At 63.6% G+C, this 17546-nt stretch carries 19 protein-coding genes; 12 read left to right on the top strand and 7 right to left on the bottom strand.

The genetic code is table 11. The features are described from left to right. Window positions 1-207: 207 nt before the first annotated feature. On the top strand, window positions 208-789 hold the full coding sequence (locus tag AC4D2M_RS05180; protein ID WP_490890549.1) for a hypothetical protein: 582 nt from the start codon (window positions 208-210) through the stop codon (window positions 787-789). Window positions 790-839: 50 nt separating this feature from the next. On the opposite strand, the gene AC4D2M_RS05175 is transcribed toward AC4D2M_RS05180, so the two are convergent. Further along, window positions 840-1346, bottom strand: coding sequence for a metallophosphoesterase family protein (locus AC4D2M_RS05175; protein ID WP_490890548.1), 507 nt, complete (start codon window positions 1344-1346; stop codon window positions 840-842). Between the two features lie 54 nt (window positions 1347-1400). Here AC4D2M_RS05175 and AC4D2M_RS05170 point away from each other — a divergent pair, with 54 nt between their 5' ends. The 7 genes from AC4D2M_RS05170 (at window position 1401) to AC4D2M_RS05140 (ending at window position 8444) form a co-directional block, all read left to right on the top strand. Next, window positions 1401-2243, top strand: a complete 843-nt coding sequence (locus AC4D2M_RS05170; RefSeq protein WP_490890547.1) for an SDR family oxidoreductase — start codon at window positions 1401-1403, stop codon at window positions 2241-2243. Between the two features lie 154 nt (window positions 2244-2397). After that, the gene (locus AC4D2M_RS05165; RefSeq protein WP_490890546.1) at window positions 2398-3198 is read left to right on the top strand and encodes a mechanosensitive ion channel family protein; all 801 of its coding nucleotides are present in this window, start codon (window positions 2398-2400) and stop codon (window positions 3196-3198) included. Window positions 3199-3242: 44 nt separating this feature from the next. Continuing rightward, window positions 3243-3443 carry a hypothetical protein gene (locus tag AC4D2M_RS05160; protein WP_490890545.1) on the top strand — a complete coding sequence of 67 codons (201 nt, stop codon included), beginning with the start codon at window positions 3243-3245 and terminating at the stop codon, window positions 3441-3443. 185 nt (window positions 3444-3628) lie between these two features. Beyond that, window positions 3629-4948: a serine/threonine-protein kinase gene (locus tag AC4D2M_RS05155; protein WP_490890544.1), complete on the top strand. Its 1320-nt coding sequence runs from the start codon at window positions 3629-3631 to the stop codon at window positions 4946-4948. Beyond that, window positions 4945-5505, top strand: coding sequence for a hypothetical protein (locus AC4D2M_RS05150; RefSeq protein ID WP_490890543.1), 561 nt, complete (start codon window positions 4945-4947; stop codon window positions 5503-5505). The genes AC4D2M_RS05155 and AC4D2M_RS05150 overlap by 4 nt, the downstream gene beginning before the upstream one ends. A 172-nt stretch (window positions 5506-5677) precedes the next feature. Further along, entirely contained in the window at window positions 5678-7117 is a 1440-nt protein-coding gene (locus AC4D2M_RS05145; protein WP_490890542.1) for an APC family permease, read from the top strand. Window positions 7118-7187: 70 nt separating this feature from the next. Then, complete coding sequence (locus AC4D2M_RS05140) at window positions 7188-8444, top strand: phospholipase D-like domain-containing protein (protein WP_490890541.1); 1257 nt, start codon at window positions 7188-7190, stop codon at window positions 8442-8444. Window positions 8445-8477: 33 nt separating this feature from the next. On the opposite strand, the gene AC4D2M_RS05135 is transcribed toward AC4D2M_RS05140, so the two are convergent. After that, window positions 8478-10298 carry a gamma-glutamyltransferase family protein gene (locus AC4D2M_RS05135; protein WP_490890540.1) on the bottom strand — a complete coding sequence of 607 codons (1821 nt, stop codon included), beginning with the start codon at window positions 10296-10298 and terminating at the stop codon, window positions 8478-8480. Window positions 10299-10336: 38 nt separating this feature from the next. After that, a complete protein-coding gene (locus tag AC4D2M_RS05130; RefSeq protein WP_490890539.1) occupies window positions 10337-11074 on the bottom strand; it encodes a GAF and ANTAR domain-containing protein in 738 nt (245 codons plus the stop codon). Window positions 11075-11226: 152 nt separating this feature from the next. Between AC4D2M_RS05130 and AC4D2M_RS05125 the strand changes: the two genes are divergently transcribed. Then, the gene (locus AC4D2M_RS05125; protein ID WP_490890538.1) at window positions 11227-11466 is read left to right on the top strand and encodes a hypothetical protein; all 240 of its coding nucleotides are present in this window, start codon (window positions 11227-11229) and stop codon (window positions 11464-11466) included. Between the two features lie 11 nt (window positions 11467-11477). On the opposite strand, the gene AC4D2M_RS05120 is transcribed toward AC4D2M_RS05125, so the two are convergent. The 3 genes from AC4D2M_RS05120 to AC4D2M_RS05110 form a co-directional block, all read right to left on the bottom strand. Beyond that, the gene (locus tag AC4D2M_RS05120; RefSeq protein ID WP_490890537.1) at window positions 11478-12062 is read right to left on the bottom strand and encodes a DnaJ family domain-containing protein; all 585 of its coding nucleotides are present in this window, start codon (window positions 12060-12062) and stop codon (window positions 11478-11480) included. 94 nt (window positions 12063-12156) lie between these two features. Beyond that, window positions 12157-13170: a GTP pyrophosphokinase gene (locus AC4D2M_RS05115; protein ID WP_490890536.1), complete on the bottom strand. Its 1014-nt coding sequence runs from the start codon at window positions 13168-13170 to the stop codon at window positions 12157-12159. Between the two features lie 79 nt (window positions 13171-13249). Next, window positions 13250-14494, bottom strand: coding sequence for a GmrSD restriction endonuclease domain-containing protein (locus tag AC4D2M_RS05110; protein WP_490890535.1), 1245 nt, complete (start codon window positions 14492-14494; stop codon window positions 13250-13252). A 263-nt stretch (window positions 14495-14757) separates the two neighbouring features. Between AC4D2M_RS05110 and AC4D2M_RS05105 the strand changes: the two genes are divergently transcribed. From AC4D2M_RS05105 to AC4D2M_RS05095, 3 genes are read left to right on the top strand one after another with little or no spacing between them, the layout of a single operon-like run. Continuing rightward, window positions 14758-15171, top strand: a complete 414-nt coding sequence (locus tag AC4D2M_RS05105; protein WP_490890534.1) for an excalibur calcium-binding domain-containing protein — start codon at window positions 14758-14760, stop codon at window positions 15169-15171. 47 nt (window positions 15172-15218) lie between these two features. Then, window positions 15219-15965, top strand: a complete 747-nt coding sequence (locus tag AC4D2M_RS05100; protein ID WP_490890533.1) for a class F sortase — start codon at window positions 15219-15221, stop codon at window positions 15963-15965. Between the two features lie 44 nt (window positions 15966-16009). Next, window positions 16010-16684 (top strand): NADPH-dependent F420 reductase, encoded by a 675-nt coding sequence (locus AC4D2M_RS05095; RefSeq protein WP_490890532.1) that lies wholly within the window; start codon window positions 16010-16012, stop codon window positions 16682-16684. Window positions 16685-16707: 23 nt separating this feature from the next. Here the strand turns inward: AC4D2M_RS05095 and AC4D2M_RS05090 are convergent, their stop codons facing one another. Further along, the gene (locus AC4D2M_RS05090; protein WP_490890531.1) at window positions 16708-17499 is read right to left on the bottom strand and encodes a nitrilase-related carbon-nitrogen hydrolase; all 792 of its coding nucleotides are present in this window, start codon (window positions 17497-17499) and stop codon (window positions 16708-16710) included. Between the last annotated feature and the right edge of the window lie 47 nt (window positions 17500-17546).

Raw genomic sequence — 17546 nt, 5'->3', positions numbered from 1 at the left:
TCTGGCCCGGCAAGCGATTTCCTCGGGGGCTCCCCCAGAACACCTGCCGGTTCCTTTACCGACCGTTAGATCACGGAGGCATTACGGAACGTTGCGGGTTACGCGGGCCCGGTTTAGCGTCGAAGTTGGCGCTGGCGGTTACGGCCGCCGGCGGCCGCCACTCATACTGTCAAAACAATTGAGCCTGAACATTTGGGAGCGGGAAAAATGGCTAAGGTTCGAGCAGACAAGCGCAGGCACGCCGCAGCAAGCGGTCAGGACGACAGCAAGTCGCGCCGCCGTAATACCTGGCTGATCGTCGTGGCAGCCGTCGTGTCCGTGTTGTCACTCGCGCTCGGTTGGCTGCAGTTGCAGTCAGTGCAGCGTGCCATCGGCATGCCGGTCCCAGACCTGATGGTCGGAGGGTACGACGCCGCGTACCTCGAGTCAGTCCGTGCGGTCATGGACGAGCCGGTGATCGAGCGTTACCAGGCCGCGCACTACCTGTGGGACCTAATTTTTCCCGTGGCGTTCGCCGCTTTTATCATCCTCCTGGTCCACCGATTCGGCCGGCGCTCACCTCTCCGCTGGCTGTTCTACGCCGTCGCCGTTCTGTACGCTGTGGTGGACATCGCGGAGAATTTCGTGATCGAAGCCGCCTTTGCCTCCGCACAGCTCACGGCCTCCCTAGTGATGTTCGCCAGTTTCCTGACGACGGCGAAGTTCGTGCTCTTCGCCGCTGCCATCCTGGCCTTTGTGCTGTCCTTCCTGTTGATCCCTACCTCAAGCCGGCAACGCACCGACCACTGACGGTCAGCCGGCCTGCGCGGGCCGCTCGGCGAGGGTGATTTCCACTTCCGCTATCGTGCTGTGACTTTGTGGAGGCACACGCCCGTGAGGGCGCCGTCGTCGGCTTGAGCGGTGAGGAACGTACACGCGGGTTGCCTGCGGCGGTCCGTCGGCGAGCCGGGATTCACCAGCCGCATTCCCTTGGGTGTGGTGGTGTCCCAGGGAATGTGGGAGTGCCCGAACACCAGCACATCCACCTCGTCGAACGCGGCATCCATGCGCTTTTCCCGGCCGGGGGCTGCACCGGTTTCGTGGATCACGGCGAAGCGCACACCCTCCAAGGTCACCCGGGCGATTTCCGGCAGACGCTCCCGCAGGTCCGCGCCGTCGTTGTTCCCAAAGACGCCGATCACCCGCTGCGCGCGGCGCTCAAGCTCGTCGAGCAGCTCAACGCTCACCCAGTCGCCCGCGTGAACGACGACGTCGGCGGCCTCCGCCGCGTCCCAAACCTCCGGCGGGAGGCGCCGCGCACGCTTCGGCAGGTGTGTGTCGGCGATGATCAGTAACCGGGTGGCCATGGCCCCAAGTCTGGCACGACCCTTCGGTCAGGTCCCGTGTGGGAAGCTCGGAGGATGACTGTATTGATTGCGGGATGCGGGGACCTCGGCACGCAGGCGGGACTCTATTTTGCGGACGCCGGGCAGCGGGTTGTGGGGTGGCGGCGGTCCGCTGAGAAGCTGCCGCCGCAGATCGAGGGCGAATCCGTCGACCTCAAGGGCGAACTCCCGTCCCTTCCCGAAGACACCGACGTCGTCGTCATTGCGTTGACGGCTGATGGGCGAAGTGAGGCCGCCTACCGGGCCACCTACTACGACGGCACAGCGAACCTGCTCGACGCCCTTGCCCGGGACGGGGTGACGCCGCGGAGGATCGTCTTTGTCTCCTCGACGGCTGTGTACGGCAACGACGACGGCGGCTGGATTGACGAAGGCACCCCGCCCTCACCCTCGACCGCCACCGGCGCGGTACTGCGGGAAACGGAGAAACTGCTGAGCAACCGCGCGCCCCAGGCGGTTCTGCTGAGGCTCTCCGGTATCTATGGACCCGGTCGCACACGGCTGATCGACCAGGTGCTGAACGGGATGGTACGAGCAGACAGTGCACCGCACTGGACCAACCGGATACACCGGGATGATGCGGCGGCGGCCATCGTACACATCGCAGGGCTCGAAGCCCCCGCCGAGGCTTATGTCGGCACAGACCGTGAGCCGGCAATGCTTTCCCATGTGCAGGAATTCCTTGCGACGGAACTCGGCGTACCTGTTCCTCCTCCGAGTGCCGCTGACGATGCGCAGGCCACGGGAAAGCGCTGCAGCAACGCGCGGCTGACCGCGAGCGGATTCGAATTCACGTTCCCGACCTACCGGGAAGGGTACCGGGCAGTTCTGCAGGGAAACGGCGTCCGGCACCCCTGACTACCTCCGGATCGGTTCGACCAGGCTCCGAAAAAGAAATACTAAGCCTCCTTTCTATTTTCTCGATGTGTGCTTACTGTTGGAAGCGTGCAACCCGGCGGACAGCCGTCCCGCCGCCCTGACAGCTTCGTGAAGCCATATTGATGGAGGTTCCATGGAAGAAACACTGAGAAGCGGTCTCGCCTCGGTCATTGAGTTCCTACCAAAACTGTTGCTGTTCCTCGTCATCCTGGTGGTCGGGCTACTCATAGCGAAAGCGATCTCCAAGGCGCTGGACAAACTGCTCGAACGCCTGGGCTTCGACCGGGTCGTAGAACGCGGCGGCGTCAAGAAAGCACTCGCCAAATCGTCGCTGGATGCCAGTGACATCATCGCGAAGATTGTCTACTACACGCTGGTGCTGTTCGTGCTCCAGTTCGCATTCGGAGTCTTCGGGCCTAATCCGGTCAGCGACCTGCTCGAAGGAATCATCGCCTTCCTGCCGAAGATTATCGTCGCAATCATCATCGTCATCATTGCCGCTGCCATCGCAGCAGCGGTCAAGAGCCTGATCCAGAACACCCTTGGCGGACTTTCCTACGGGAACATCCTCGCGAATATTGCAAGCATCTTCATTCTCGGCATCGGCATCATTGCGGCCCTCAACCAGGTGGAGATTGCAACCACCGTAACTACGCCGATCCTCATCGCCGTACTGGCCGCGGTTGTCGGCGTCATTGTGGTGGGCGTCGGTGGCGGGCTCATCAAGCCCATGTCCCAGCGCTGGGAGCACTACCTCAACAGGGCAGAAGAAGAAGCGCCGCGCATCAAAGCTGAGGCCCAGTCCTCGCCGTCGGCCTCGGAACAGCTCAAGGGCGCAGCTCAGGGAGCCAAGGCGCGCACCCAGACCACGGAGACCGCCGGCAGCACTCAGGTGAACCGTGCAGACGATCCCGCCGCGCCGCGGTTCCGCTAGTCCATCCCCTCGTAACGAAGTCACCAATAGATAAGGAACACCTCATGAACATCGACAAGCAGCAGATCATCGACCTCCTGAAGAACCAGGGCGACCACGACAAGGCACAGCAGGCTGAGCAGGAACTGCCGAACCAGGTGGACACCGAGCGCGACTCCGGCCTGCTGGAAAAGCTCGGCATCAACCCGGCGGACCTCCTCGGAAAGCTCGGCGGCGGCGGCGGTCTGGGCGGCCTGCTCGGCTGATTCCCTGGACCGTCATGGAGGGTGCGCGTCGCGCACCCTCCATTTTTTGAGAGTTCGCACGCCGTCCTCTGGAGGTGGGAGTGTCATCAAAACCTGACGACCTACCTTGAGCCGGCGCTTTCATGAAGAGGACAGTGCACTTTCATGAATGGACGGCGACAACGGAGAATGAGGAGGTGCCTGACATGCAGCTACCCCCTCCGCCCGACAGAATGCCCACCCCAGCCGCCGGACCGAAACCTGGCTGGCAGGTCGCAGATGCCGCCGGCGAAGTACTCGACGGACGATACCTGGTTGGGGACCTGCTCGGCAGCGGTGGCATGGCGGAGGTCCGCAGAGGTCACGACCAGCTGCTCGACAGGGACGTTGCGATCAAGCTCTTCCGCGGTCAACCCGGGGCCCGACTCACAGAACGGGAGCGCGTCGAAGCGCAGCTGTTGGCCAGCCTGGATCATCCGGGCCTGGTCAAGGTGCACGACGTCGGCAACTCCGCCACCGCCGGCTGGGTGGTTATGGACCTGGTCGATGGGCCCGATCTTCACCGGTTGCTGCGCAACGGGCCGCTGGAGGCCGAGCAGATCTGGGCCATCGGACACGACGTCGCCCGGACCCTCGCCTACGTCCATGCGAAGGGAATCACTCACCGCGACGTCAAACCGTCCAACATCCTGACCCGCGATGCCGAGCCTTCGTCGGGCCGCTTCGGGTACGTCCTGACGGATTTCGGCATCGCCCGGCGCGCGGACGGCGACCGGCTCACCGCAACGGGCGAAACGATCGGCACCGCCGCATACTTCAGCCCCGAACAGGCACGGGGCGAAGCGGTCGGGGCAGCGACTGACATCTACGCCCTCGGCCTGGTACTGCTGGAGTGCCTGACGGGTGAGCCCGCCTTCGAGGGCCGCGGAATAGAGACCGCGCTTGCACGCCTGCACCGGGGCCCCGCAATTCCCGCCTCCGTCAATCCGGCGTGGCGCGACCTTATCGCTGACATGACCGCGGGCACGGCCAACGCCCGCCCCACCGCGGCGGAAGTCGCGGGGCTGCTGGCCTCCGGACGGAATGCTTTTCTAGCTGACCACCACCCGGCCGAGGACACGGGTCCCGAGACCACTGTGCTGCCGGGTGCTGCCTATACTTCCCACTCCACCCGCCGCGCTTTCGTTCTCGGACTCAACGACGACGACGACGGCAGCAGCGGTGCAGCGGGAAGAGGCGGCGACCGCCGGACGTCCGTGGTCGGCTCCGGCTCAACCTCCGAGCGGGAACCGACGAAACGGTCTGCGCAGCCGCACGGTCCTGCCACGTCCGTGACCAGGGAGCCTTCACAGCGCAGGCGGCTCTGGTGGGTGGCGGCCGCCGTCGTCGTGGTGCTGGCACTGGTGTTGCTGGGTGTGATCCTGTCGGGCATCCTTACGCCGGCGCCCACTCCGGAACCGCTGCCGTCCGTGCCCGGGGTACCCGGGGAAAGACTGTCCGAACTTTACGAAAGTGTGCAGCCATGAGTTCGAAGCGATGGATTCTTGTACTGGCGCTCGCTGTTCCGGGCCTGGCAGCATGCGGCGGGCCCGAAGCCATTGAGCCGGGCACCGCCAAAGCACTTCAGCAACAGGTGAGGGACCTTGCCGCGGTGACGCAGGAGGGGAACTTTGAGCTCGCGCTTGAACGGGCCGAGGCACTGAAGGCCAACGTGCAGCAGGCTCAGGACGCCGGCACTGTGACACCCGGGCGGGCAGACCAAATCCAGGGCAACATCACCGCCTTCATCGAGTCCATCCAGCCGGAGGAGGCACCCGTGCCGGAGGAAACGCCTGCGTCAGTCACACCCTCGACCGAGCCCGCACCCGCTCCCCCTGCAGCCACGGTGCCGGGCGTAACGGAAGACAGTGCGGACCCGGAGAACACCCAGACGGACGTTGAGAGAGAAGCCGCGGAGGATGCGGCCAAGGAAGCACAGAAGCAGGCCGAAAAGGAAGCTGAGGAAGCCCAAAAACAGGCGGAGGAGGAAGCCGAGGAACAGCAGAAGCAGGAAGAGGAGAACCGCGAGCGCGAGGAGGACTAGCCTCAGCGCGATCGGTTGGGTCTGCCCTGGGCACAACCCGACGACCCGGGTTGCGGGCCTCTCCTGAAACACTTGCCATAAATCTGTCCGCCCAGGCGGCTGTGGGACTACGCTCATCTCACACCGAAACATGGAGCCGGTTGGACCGGCCAGGGCCAGAAGGGTGACGCTCATGTCAGAGCAGCAGATTTCCAGGGGCGCAGAGGACACGTCACTCCTGAAGGTCCTGGGAAACTGGGACGCCCTGGCGCTGGGGTTCGGGGCAATGATCGGTTTTGGCTGGGTGGTGCTGACCGGCGGCTGGATCGGTTCTGCCGGAACCATGGGTGCGGCGTTGGCCATGGTAACCGGCGGCATCATCATGGGAGTGGTCGGCCTGACGTATGCGGAGTTGACAGCCTCGATGCCCAAGGCGGGCGGTGAACACAACTTCCTCCTCCGCGGAATGGGGCCTCGCTGGTCCTTCGTCGGTTCATGGGCGATCACCGGCGGGTACGTCACGATCGTTGCGTTCGAGGCTGTGGCCCTGCCCAGAACTGCGCTGTACCTGTTCCCGGGTCTGAACCAGATACCGCTGTGGGAAGTGGCCGGAAGCCAGGTGTACCTCACCTGGGCCCTTGTCGGTGCGATCGCCGCCGTCGTAGTTACCGCGATCAATATCCTCGGCGTGAAACTCGCCGGCGTCGCGCAAACCTTTGTGGTGCTGTTCCTCCTGCTCATCGGCCTCATCCTTATCTTCGGGTCCTTCACCGGTGGTTCCACAACCAACATGGAGCCGTTCTTTGCGGGCGGACTCGGTGGGTTCTTCGCCGTGCTCGTTGTGGTGCCGTTCCTTTTCGTCGGTTTCGACGTGATCCCCCAGTCGGCGGAAGAGGTGAACATCCCCGCCCGCCAGATCGGCAAGCTGGTTGTAGTCGCTGTACTGCTCGCAACTATCTGGTACGTCATGACTATCCTGACCACGTCCTCGGCCATGCCCGCGGACGATATTGCCCAGGCAGACATCGCCACCGCGGATGCGATGGGAGCCCTCTTCGGAAGCGACCTGATGGCCAAGGTACTGATTGCCGGCGGCATCGCCGGGATCCTCACCTCCTGGAACTCGCTGCTGCTGGGCGCCTCACGGCTCATGTATTCCATGGCCCGCTCCGGTATGCTTCCCTCCTGGTTCGGCAAGTTGCATCCGAAGTACCGCACGCCCGCCAATGCTCTGATGTTCATCGGCGCGTTGTCCTTCCTGGCACCATTTTTCGGCGTATCGATGCTCGTCTGGCTGGTTGACTCCGGCGCACCCAGCATTGTGATTGCGTACATTCTGGTGGCAGTGGTTTTCGTGATCCTGCGTCGGCGGGAACCTTCCATGGAACGGCCGCTTCGCGTCGGCGGACCGGGCAACGGCGGCCTGGTCATCGGGGTCGCCGCTGTAGTTCTCTGTCTTGCCCTCCTGAGCCTGTACCTGCCCGGAATGCCGGCGGCGCTCACTCCTCCGCCGTGGATCCTGTTCGGCCTTTGGTGGCTGCTCGGAATGTTCTTCCTGTTCCGGATCCCGCGCGGAATCGAACCGGGTGAGGACGCCGAGCACCGGCTCCTGGCGGCGCTGAACAAGCGTTAGGGGCGCAGCAGCCGGCGCCGGCGCCCTCCGGCGCCGGGTTCAGGTTCCGTCGCCTACTAGGCTTACCTGCATGCGCACTCTCCGCCGCCTTCAATTGCTCGACCTGACTCGTTCGCTGCTCTCCCGGGCGGCCATGGCGTTCGCAGCCGTGCAGGCGATGGTGATTGCCGTCATCGTTCTTGTTGATGCAGTGCAGAAGAAACGGCGCAGCAAACGTCCAGGGTTCCCCCACCCGGGCATCTTCGAATCCGAAGTGGCTGGGTCTGCGACCACGGTCTTCACCTATGGGCACGACCTCTACGAAGACATGCTCGCCTCGATCCGGAACGCCCGGCACACAATCATGCTGGAGACTTTCATCTGGAAGGGCGACGCCCTTGGACGCCAGTTCAAGGAAGCGCTCAACGAGGCCGCCGACCGGGGCGTGAACGTGTACGTGATCTATGACGGCTTTGCGAACCTCGTTGTACCGCCCACCTTCTACCGTTTCCACCCCAACGTGGCGGTGTTCCGGTTCCCGGTGGTGCGCCCCTCCATCGTGTTCACCAATATCCGGGGCACCGGGTTCGACCACCGGAAGATCCTGGTCGTTGACGATTCCGTTGGATACGTCGGCGGTTACAACATCGGCTCCGTTTACGCGTCCAAGTGGCGGGACACGCACCTGAAGCTTGAGGGAAGGTCGGTCTGGGAACTCCGCCAGGCATTCGTGTCGTTCTGGAACGCCGCACCCAACAAGCGCCACCGCCCGCTTGAGGAAAAGAGCGCAGAGTTCTGGGAACCGCGGTTGCGGGCCGTCAACAACGTCCCTGCGAACCTTGTCTTTCCGATTCGCGGCGTTTATCTGGATGCCATCAACCGCGCGCACAGCCACATCTACATCACCACGGCCTATTTCATCCCCGACCAGCAGATCCTGGACGCGCTCCTGCGGGCCAGCAAACGCGGTGTTGATGTGCGGGTTATCCTGCCCGAGGACTCAAACCACGTGGTCTCTGACTGGCTGTCACGTGGTTTCTACTCGTCGCTACTGCGCGAGGGCGTCAATATCCTCCTCTACCAAAACGCCATGATTCATGCCAAGACCGCCACAGTCGACGGCAAGTGGTCCACCGTGGGAACGGCGAACATCGACCGCCTTAGCCTGACCGGGAATTACGAGATCAACATTGAATTGTTCGATGAGGATCTTGCCGCCATCATGGAGCGCATCTACGAGATCGACAGCAGCAACTGCCGGGAACTCTCCCTCAGGGAATGGGAGAGCCGCCATATTGTGGCGCGGGTCAGCGAAGCGATCCTCGCACCGCTGCGTCCGTTCCTCTAACCTCGCGCAACGTCTTGCTCAGCGACGCCTTACTCAGCGGCCGGCTGCGTAACCCTGCGCTCCGCGCGGGTTAGCGGCGGCCATCAGGACGCCGGTCGAGGGGTCGCGAACAACCGAGGACAGGCGGCCAAGTGCCCAGTCCCCCGCCCGAGTGATGATGTGTCCGCGCTTTTCGAGATCCGCGATCACGTCCTCCCCGAGCCGATCCTCCACGACGGCGCCGCCCGGTTCCCAGATGCGCGGGAAAAACGAGCCCGGGATCGACGTCGTATGCAGGGACGGAGCGTCAATGGCCTGCTGCGGCGAATACCCGCCGACGATCGTGCGGAGTATGTAGAGCAGCTGCCACTGATCCTGCTGATCGCCGCCGGGTGAACCGAGGGCGACAACCGGCTTGCCGTCCTTGAGGATCAGGGTCGGCGTGAGTGTGGTGCGGGGCCGCTTCCCGGGCTGCAATGACGACGGCGCACCCTCTTCAAGCCAGGTCATCTGCAGCCGGGAGCCCAGGCAGAATCCCAGTTCAGGGATGGTCGGGGACGACTGGAGCCAGCCACCCGAGGGCGTCGCGGAGACCATGTTGCCCCACTGGTCGACGACGTCGATGTGGCAGGTGTCGCCGCGTGTCTCACCGCTGCGGGAGACGGTCGGCTCCCCTACGCCGGCGAAGCCGTCCTTGCCTGCCAGCGCGGGCGGCGTGTATTCGGTGCGCAGCGGCGGCGTGAACGGCGTGTGTCCGGGAACCGTGCCCGGGCGGAAATCGGTGGACGCCTGGTCTGTGATGAGCGCCCGGCGCTCCGCAGCGTACTCAGCGGACAGCAGGTAATCCATGGGAACCGAAGCATCACCGTAGTAAGCCTCGCGGTCGGCGATGGCCAGTTTCTGGGCTTCCAGGATGGTGTGCGCTCCGAGAGCAGTGGACGGGTCCAGGCGGTCGTCGTCGAACCCGTCCAGGATGGCAAGAGTCTGCAGCAGGGCGGGGCCCTGGCCCCAGGGGCCGGTTTTGGCGATGGTGTATCCGCGGAATGTGAGAGTGGTCGCTTCCTCGTAGCCCGCCTGGAAGTTCGCGAAGTCCTCCAGGCTCATAACCCCCACGTGGTCCTGTCCTGAGGAGTGTCGGTGGGGGGCCTTGATAAATTCGACAGCGGCCTGCGCAACGAAGCCCGCGCGCCATTCGCGCCGCGCAGCGTCAATGCGCTGTTCGCGTCTGGATAAGGCACCATCAGCACTTCCGGCGTCAATGAGCCGGTCGAGGACAGAGGCATACGCCTCGTTTCGAACGATGTCACCGTTCTCGGGGATCTTGCCGTCCGGCATCCAGAGCGCCGCGGAGGTGGGCCAGTGGTCAGTGAACAGATCCTTCACTGCCTTGATGGTCGCTCCAACGCGGCCGACGATGGGGTGCCCGTTACGGGCGTAACCGACGGCGAAGGCCAGCACATCATTCAGTTCCCATGTGCCGTGGTCGCGCAGCAGCAGAAGCCAGGCGTCGACGGCGGCCGGGACGGCTGCAGCCAGCGCACCGGCGCCGGGGACCAGTTCAAGACCCTCGGCGAGGTAGTGCTCCCGGGTCGCAGCCGCGGGTGCGGGGCCCTGGCCCATCAGGATCACGGGCTCGGAAGGGTTCTCAGCGGTCGCGAAGACACCGGTCATGTCACCGCCGGGTCCGTTGAGATGCGGTTCAACCACGTGCAGAACAAACGCACCCGCGACTGCGGCGTCAAACGCGTTGCCGCCGCGTTCCAGGACAGCCTGTGCTGACGCCGTTGCGAGCCAGTGGGTTGAGGCCGTCATGCCGAAGGTGCCCTGAAGGGTGGGGCGCGTGGTGAACGAATCCGGTGTAACGAAAGCAGTCATCGAGGTCCGTTCATGGTGGCGTTGAGTGTGGTCCCGTTCTAGGCGTCGAAGTGCGTTGTCGGGGTCGTCTGATTGACCGATTCGACGACGGCAGCCGCGACGGCGTGGAGCTTGACGTTTCGTGCGCTGGAAGCTGCCTTGAGAATGTTCACGGCTTCTTCCTGCGTGCAGCGGTTCTGACCCATGACAATTCCGACTGCGAGATCGATTGTGGTGCGGGTTTCCATCGCGGCGGTGAGATCGGCCCGGTGGTCCATCAGACCGGCGATCCGGACAGCGAGCCGAAGCGCGTTGGACGCATTGGCCGCAAATCCTTCGGCAGCCGCGATCACCTCGGGAGTGAAGACCATCGGCTTCTCGCAGTACAGGTTGAGTCCGGCGTCCGCATTGTCCTGAAGCAGTATGGGGACGCCGAGCGTCGAACGGATGCCGTGCTGTTCGATGGCCTTGCGGTAGTCACCGAACCGGCCCTCTTTTTCGTAGTCCTGGATCACTACCGTGTAATGCTCACGGGCGGCACGCAGGCAGGGGCCGTCGTCGAACGCGTACTGCACCTCGTCCATGTTTTTGGCTTGTTCGCTGCTGCTGGCGACGGTCGCTGCGCGTTTTGGACGCAGGAGTGTCACCGCGGAATAGACGGTGCTTCCGGTGGCTTGAGTGAGTTCGCGCGACGCGATTTCCACCATGCCGTTGAGGAAGACGTCGATCTCTTCACCGTTGAGGATCAAGTCCTGCAATTCGCTGCGGACTGAATCCTCACCGATATCACTACTCACGCCCGCACCCGTCTCTAAACTCGTGATGTCTCTGCACATTAGCAGAGCAGAAATCGCGCACAATCCTTCTGGCAGGATGAGTCGCTTGTGGCCCCGAGTCCAGCCCCGTAGCCTGAGGTGATAAACAGTCTACTTACTGTTGGAGGCCGATCTTGAATATCAGCGACGTCAAGTGGAACGAGCAGGCCCGCGAGAAGATCCTTTCGGACGCGGACAAGGCGCTGCAGGAAGCAGTGAAAGAAGCTGCGGCAACGCAGTCCGGTGCAGACCGGGACAAGGTTTATAAGTTCCTGTATGAAAAGCTTCAGCCCCAGTTCGTCGACTTCGAGCCCGGCCCCGACCTCAGCAAGTATGCGGATGCAATAGCCGACGGCGAATTTTCCGCGGAGTAGCAGCCAGGAGGCTAACGACGGCGCCACCACGGTGAGCGCCTGGCCTCCTCCTGCGGGGTGGCTTCCTCCTCAGCCCGGGCGGTTCGTGCCGCCCGGCGTTTGCGCCAGCGTTCGAGTTCCTTCTCCACGTCCCGGGTCTTCGTCACGACGGGCGGTCCGCCAAGAAGCTGCCTGCGGGCGTCGATGACCTGCCGGTTGAAGTCCTCGAGTATCTCCCGCGCCCTGCTTTCCATGTACTGCTGGTCGAGCTTGTCGTCGAGTTCGGCGTCTTCCTCGCGGAGGCGGAAGGGCGCCGGTGCGATGCCGGAGAGCTGCTCGCGTTCGATCAGTCCTTTGACCCACCAGTCAGGGTCAAGCGTTGCGCCAAGGCCGGGGATCGGTTTGCCCGCATACTTCAGGTTGTCGAAGTCACCTCGGGCGGTGGCCTGCCGGATCTCGAAATCGGCCTTGGCAGCGAAATCGGTGATCAGCGGCTGTTCTTCTTCATCATCCTCGACCTGCTCGATGGCCTCCGAAGCGCTGCTTCCGGACCGGCGGGCGGCACGGTACTCAGAGACCCGCTGCATTCGTCGGCCGCGCTCGCTTCTGTCGTTCATCGGTACCCCGCTCTCCCTGGCCCTGCCTTCCAGTATTCCGACGTTCCGGAAGGCAGGGCAAGCGGCTTCCTTGCCGTTGAGGGGCGGTTGAGAGCTAGTCGCGCAGCCTCCGCAGGCGATACGTCAGCTTTGCGCGCCTGTTGCGGTCGTGGCCCAGTGGCTGGGTTTTGTCGATGTGCTCCTGGCCGTAGCGGACAAGCAGCAGATCGTCCGCGGCTCGGACGTGGCCGGGCGCAAACTTGTACTGGACCTTGCGCGCAATGTCATCCCAGTCGGCAGAAGCGATCAGCTCTGACGCCTGGACAACCGTTGTGATGCCATGTGTCTCCAGCACTCCGCGCAACCATGCATACTGTTCGACGCGACTGCGCGGGTTGTTGGGGAGGGCCTGCTCGAGGATGCGTTCAAGCGCCTCGCTCGTGAGGTTCACCGGCAGAAGGTTGGCTGATTCCTCGGGGTTGGCTTTCTCCATCGCGACAACGCTGCTGATGGTGCTGAACTGGTTGTCGGCCAATTCGATCAGCCCGGAGGCCAGCGTGAATGCGCGATTCACTTCGGGTGGCACGGGGCCGGCGCTCTTGTAGCGGATGTCATGCTCGAACTCCGCCCAGGCATGCTGCAGGATGGTCCGGAACTGCACTTCGAATCGTTCGCCAACGTGGTTACGGCACCCGTTCGGGGCAGCATCCTCGCTGATTTTCAGGATCAGGTGCTGACCGGAGTAGCCGAACTCGCCCTTCTCACGCTGCTCAGCGGTCTTGTCCACGTGGGTGATGACCTCGAAGGAGTTGCGTAGCGCCGTGATTGCCCGTTCAACATCCAGCTGAAGGTAGGTGATGACCCGGACACCGATGACGTCGTCGATGTCGTTCAGTCCCTCCGCATACTTCAGGGTTCCATCAGGATTGCAACGCCGGAGCTTCTGTTCGAGCGACTGGTGGTCTTTCACCCGGTACTCGATGGCATGGTAGTTGAGGCCGTCGTCGTCGAGGCGTGCGGCGATGGAGTCCTGTATTGCATTGGCGGCTGCCCGCTTCTGGTGCTGGGACGCGGCGTACTCCTCAAGCCATCGGTTGATGAGCCGGTCGTGAGTGGGGTCCGGGTCCATACGCCTCCTGCCTCCCCGCGGGTCGGTGAGTGCTTCCAATGTAGTGCTGACGGCCGGTCAGCGGGCGGGTGAACTGACGCTACTCGCAGCCGACGCCGTCGCCGTCCCTGTCCAGATGAGTTCCGTAGCCGGGCTGCCCGACATGGACCGGTGTTGCACCGGCCGCGCGGGCGGCTGAACAGTTCTGGTAATAGACCGCCGCCGGAGCGGGAGCGGGTGCGGGTGCGGGAGCGGGGGCCGGGGCTGGTGCTGGGGCTGGTGCTGGGGCAGGAGCAGGTGCCTGTGCCGGCTCGGGTTCCGGAGCTGGGGTGGGCGAAGGCTGACTGGTCGGCGCGAGCGTATCCGCGCAGTTGGACAGGACCTTGGCCATGGCGTCGTGCTCCGCCTGGGTGACCCAAAGGCTGTAGGTCGCCTTCACCGAGATTTGCCGGGCAACGTATTCGCAGCGGAAGGAGCGGTTCGGCGGGAGCCAGGTTGCGGCGTCGCCCGCGCCTTTTTGAGCGTTTGTCGGTCCGTCCGTCGACTGAAGGTTTAGCGGGTCGTTGGCGAAGGCGACTCGCTGATCGTACGTGAGCTGCTGGGCGCCCTTTTGCCATGCGTCCGCGAGCGCAACCATATGGTCGATCTGCACATCGCTACTGGTGTCCTGGCCTCGGAGGAAGGGAATCGTGCTGCCAGTGTACGGATCGTCGAGCGTGCCGGACCGAACTTTGCACGGTACGGAGTTGGTGTGGACTATGTCGCGAAGGTCCCGGTTGAGCATGTCATTTCGGGTGTCGCAGCCGTTGCGGTCGACGTCGAGCCATGCCTGGCCGAACTGGTCGCGGTCGTAGCCAGTCTTTGGGGCGCGGCCCTTGATAGGCAGCGTCTCCAGCAGCGCAAGTGCCCTGATGCCGTATTCCGGTTGCTCCCGGGGCGCGTCCGGCTCGCCTTCTGCTGGTGCAACGGTTTCGCTGTCGACGGGGGCGACGTCGGGACTTGCTGACGGTTTGGGCGTAGCGGAGGGTGAAGGCTTGGGCGTTACTGACTCAGTGGGCTGCGCAGACGGCGCCGCGGTAGCGTCTTCCGTTTGTTCAGCGGTCGCTGTCGGGACAACGTCTCCTGTGGGAGGCAGAAGAGCGCCACCCACGATCACGGCGACAATGCCGGCGGCCGTGACGATGGATCCGGCCTTGCGGCCGGCAAGTCGAGCCCAGGACGGGCGACCCGTCACAACCGTGTAGATCCCGGTAGATAGCGCGAGGAAAGCGGCCATAACGAGCGCGACGCCCACACCTCCCGAAATCAGGCCGACGGCGAGGAGAAACAGACCGAACCCGCCCATGATCAACGTTGATTTGTTGGCCTTGCCATGCTTCTGACCCGATACAGGATTTTGGGCAGGCGTTAGCGGCGGCTGATTCAAGAGAGTCCCCAGAGAAGTGCGAGTAATGGTCGTTACATCGTATCGGGGGCAAATAGCACACTGCGCAGGGTTTGTGCAGTCCTCGGATAAAGATGTGGATATCCTTGACGGCTTCTCAGTCAACTGCCTAGTCTCGTGTGACCCGCGTCTCATCACTCGCGGTATCTACATGAGGGGAAACCATGAAGAAGACAACAGCAGGACTAGCAGTAGCAGCAGCGGCTGGTTTCGTCGCACTGTCAGCAACACCGGCGGCGGCGGGACATTTTCCGTTCCCGAACTGCGGCGCGGCCGCAGCACTCGGCGTCTACAACATCCCGGTGGGTAGCCCGGGGTACGCGCCGCATCTGGACTCGGATAGTGACGAAATCGGTTGCGAAAGTGACACCGTCGCCTACAACCCAGCGTTGGTGGTGGACCACGCAGTTCCTGCGCCCACCACTCCGCCTCAGGTACCCACGGTGCCGGTCGGCGGCGCCGAGACCGGCGTCGAGGTAACTGCCGCCGACAACACTGCTGCCCTCGCATTGGGCGGAGGACTGGTGTTGGCACTCGCTGCCGGCGGAACGTACGTCGTCCGTCGTCGTGCGGCGTAGCAAGGCAGGTTATCGAAAGTGTCGAGTGATCGGATACTTTCCTACACATGACTAGCCTTGTCCGGGACCGTTGCGGGAGCTTGCTGGCTGCTGCAACGGTCCCACTGCTGCTCCTCACCGGCTGTGCCGCACCGAGTCCTTCTGACGCCGCGGGAGCCCAACCCACTTTCACTGTCGCCGCGCCGTCTGCCGCCCCGGAGGACGAGCCGACGACGGCGCCCGCCCAATCCACCGCGCCCGCTGAGCCTGCACCGACGGAGGCGCCCCAGCAGGAACCCGCTACTCCGGAAGCGTCATCCGCTGAACCCGCACCTCCCCCCGAGGCAAAGCCGCAGGTGTTCGAGCGTTCTTTGCCTGTCACGCTCTCAATCCCGACCCACGGGGTCCAGTCCGGGCTGTTGTATCTCGGGCTCCAACCGAACGGGTCGCTCGAAGTGCCGCCCGGACATCCCGGTGCGCCAGCAGCCTGGTACCGGAACTCCCCCACCCCCGGTGAACCCGGGCCTTCTGTCTTCCTCGGGCACGTCAACGCCAGCGACGGCGGCCCCGGTGTCTTCGCCTGGATCAAGCAGCTCAATCCGGGCGACACCGTTGAACTGACCCGTGAGGACGGCACTGTGGCGGTGTTCGCCGTCGAACGGGGTGAACAGTATTCGAAGCACGCCTTCCCAACCCAAGCCGTCTATGGCAATACCGAAGGTCCCGAGCTACGCCTCATCACGTGTGACGGCTATGATCCGGCGACCGGCACCTTCAACGACAACTACGTGGTCTACGCCAAGCTCGTCGTGTAACGGAGATTCAGGAATATCCGACCCGCAGATCGGTTGTAATCGCCATGGAAACCAGTGCAGACTCAGGCGTTCAAACCATCGGCTTCATCGGCAGCGGGAATATCGGCTCACAGCTCGCACGGCTCGCGATCCAGAACGGGTACGACGTCGTTCTGAGCAACTCCCGAGGTCCGGAAACGCTCATTGGCCTCATCGACGAACTGGGCGATTGCGCGCGGGCGGCAACGCCGGACGAGGCAGCGGAAGCCGGTGACGTCGTCGTCGTAAGCGTTCCGCTGAAGGCGATCGATGCGGTGCCGGCCGCCCCGCTCAAGGGCAAGACCGTGATTGACACCAACAACTACTACCCGGAACGGGACGGGCAATTCCCCGAGCTCGACGACGAATCGACCACCACCAGCGAACTGCTCCAGCAACGGCTTCCCGGCACTCATGTGGTCAAGGCATTCAACAACATCTATGCAGCCCACCTCACCAGCAAGGGAACGCCGTCCGACACACCGGGGCGCCGCGCGCTTCCCATCGCAGGAGACGACGACGGCGCGAAGCGGAGTGTTGCGTCGCTGATCGACCAGTTCGGGTTCGATACGGTCGACGCCGGCCCACTCGCCGAAGGATGGCGGTTTCAGCGAGATACGCCTGTCTATGGACCGGAGTACCACGCTGATCAGGTACGCGAGGGTCTCGCTCAGGCGAAGCGCTACGCCGACATGGCTTAGCCCGTCAGCGTTGGCTGAACGGGTCAGAGGTCATCACGGAAATCCCGCAGGTAAGTGTTGATGCGGCGTGCTCTCTGCACCTCCGCCGCGTCGACCTGAGCGAACAACATCGATTCCTGGCGGTCAGCCTCCGCCAGGACATTCCCGTGCGGACCTGCAATACAGCTGAGTCCGGTGAAGTCCGGGCCCGCATGATTCGCATACGCGATGAACACCCCGTTCTCCATGGCTCTGCACGGGACCATGAGCGTCGAGATTCGGTCGGCGTTGTATGTCCGGTTTGTTGGCAGCCCGTCGACGTCTCCTGTTGTCGGCACCGCCGTGGGGATCAGCAGTGCCTCGGCCCCGCTGCGCGCTGCACCTCTCACGAACTCAGGGAACTCGACGTCGTAACAGATGCCGAGCGCTACACGCAGGCCGGCATAGTTGAGGACCTCGGGCGCTGAGGAACCGGGCTGGAAAACCGACCGCTCCTCCTCTCCGAACAGGTAGGACTTCCGATACCGCGTTCTTTCGGTGCCTTCCGCATCGAAGAAGGACGCGCTGATGAACCGCTGGTCTCCGTCACGATCGACGGTGGATGCAACCAGAGCCAGTCCGGATGTGCGTGCGATGTCCGCTAGTTGACCCCGGATGGACTGACCGTCCGAATCGAACACCTTCGCCGGAGCATAACCGGTCGAAAACAGCTCAGGCGTGACCAGAATGTCGACTCCTTCGTCGCTCGATCTGGACGCCGCTGCTGCCAAGCGTTGCAGGTTTGTCTGCAGGTCGCCCACCACTCCAGTGGCTTGCCACGCTGCGATACGCACCACTCTTGCCTCCTTTGACGGCAGTTCTCCTGCTCGCCGGGTCTGTTGAC

The sequence above is a fragment of the Arthrobacter sp. TJ-270 genome, assembly GCF_058269075.1.
The sequence above is the reverse complement of the archived record's forward strand: the minus strand, read 5'-3'. Positions and strand labels throughout refer to the sequence as shown.

What these genes read in the sequence shown, in the direction of transcription:
- AC4D2M_RS05165 (WP_490890546.1), top strand. Translation starts at nt 2,398, where the DNA reads ATGGAAGAAACACTGAGAAGCGGTCTCGCCTCGGTCATTGAGTTCCTA.
- AC4D2M_RS05175 (WP_490890548.1), bottom strand. Translation starts at nt 1,346, where the DNA reads ATGGCCACCCGGTTACTGATCATCGCCGACACACACCTGCCGAAGCGT.
- AC4D2M_RS05150 (WP_490890543.1), top strand. Translation starts at nt 4,945, where the DNA reads ATGAGTTCGAAGCGATGGATTCTTGTACTGGCGCTCGCTGTTCCGGGC.
- AC4D2M_RS05145 (WP_490890542.1), top strand. Translation starts at nt 5,678, where the DNA reads ATGTCAGAGCAGCAGATTTCCAGGGGCGCAGAGGACACGTCACTCCTG.
- AC4D2M_RS05100 (WP_490890533.1), top strand. Translation starts at nt 15,219, where the DNA reads ATGACTAGCCTTGTCCGGGACCGTTGCGGGAGCTTGCTGGCTGCTGCA.
- AC4D2M_RS05095 (WP_490890532.1), top strand. Translation starts at nt 16,010, where the DNA reads ATGGAAACCAGTGCAGACTCAGGCGTTCAAACCATCGGCTTCATCGGC.
- AC4D2M_RS05120 (WP_490890537.1), bottom strand. Translation starts at nt 12,062, where the DNA reads ATGAACGACAGAAGCGAGCGCGGCCGACGAATGCAGCGGGTCTCTGAG.
- AC4D2M_RS05105 (WP_490890534.1), top strand. Translation starts at nt 14,758, where the DNA reads ATGAAGAAGACAACAGCAGGACTAGCAGTAGCAGCAGCGGCTGGTTTC.
- AC4D2M_RS05110 (WP_490890535.1), bottom strand. Translation starts at nt 14,494, where the DNA reads ATGGGCGGGTTCGGTCTGTTTCTCCTCGCCGTCGGCCTGATTTCGGGA.
- AC4D2M_RS05170 (WP_490890547.1), top strand. Translation starts at nt 1,401, where the DNA reads ATGACTGTATTGATTGCGGGATGCGGGGACCTCGGCACGCAGGCGGGA.
- AC4D2M_RS05115 (WP_490890536.1), bottom strand. Translation starts at nt 13,170, where the DNA reads ATGGACCCGGACCCCACTCACGACCGGCTCATCAACCGATGGCTTGAG.
- AC4D2M_RS05160 (WP_490890545.1), top strand. Translation starts at nt 3,243, where the DNA reads ATGAACATCGACAAGCAGCAGATCATCGACCTCCTGAAGAACCAGGGC.
- AC4D2M_RS05140 (WP_490890541.1), top strand. Translation starts at nt 7,188, where the DNA reads ATGCGCACTCTCCGCCGCCTTCAATTGCTCGACCTGACTCGTTCGCTG.
- AC4D2M_RS05135 (WP_490890540.1), bottom strand. Translation starts at nt 10,298, where the DNA reads ATGACTGCTTTCGTTACACCGGATTCGTTCACCACGCGCCCCACCCTT.
- AC4D2M_RS05155 (WP_490890544.1), top strand. Translation starts at nt 3,629, where the DNA reads ATGCAGCTACCCCCTCCGCCCGACAGAATGCCCACCCCAGCCGCCGGA.
- AC4D2M_RS05180 (WP_490890549.1), top strand. Translation starts at nt 208, where the DNA reads ATGGCTAAGGTTCGAGCAGACAAGCGCAGGCACGCCGCAGCAAGCGGT.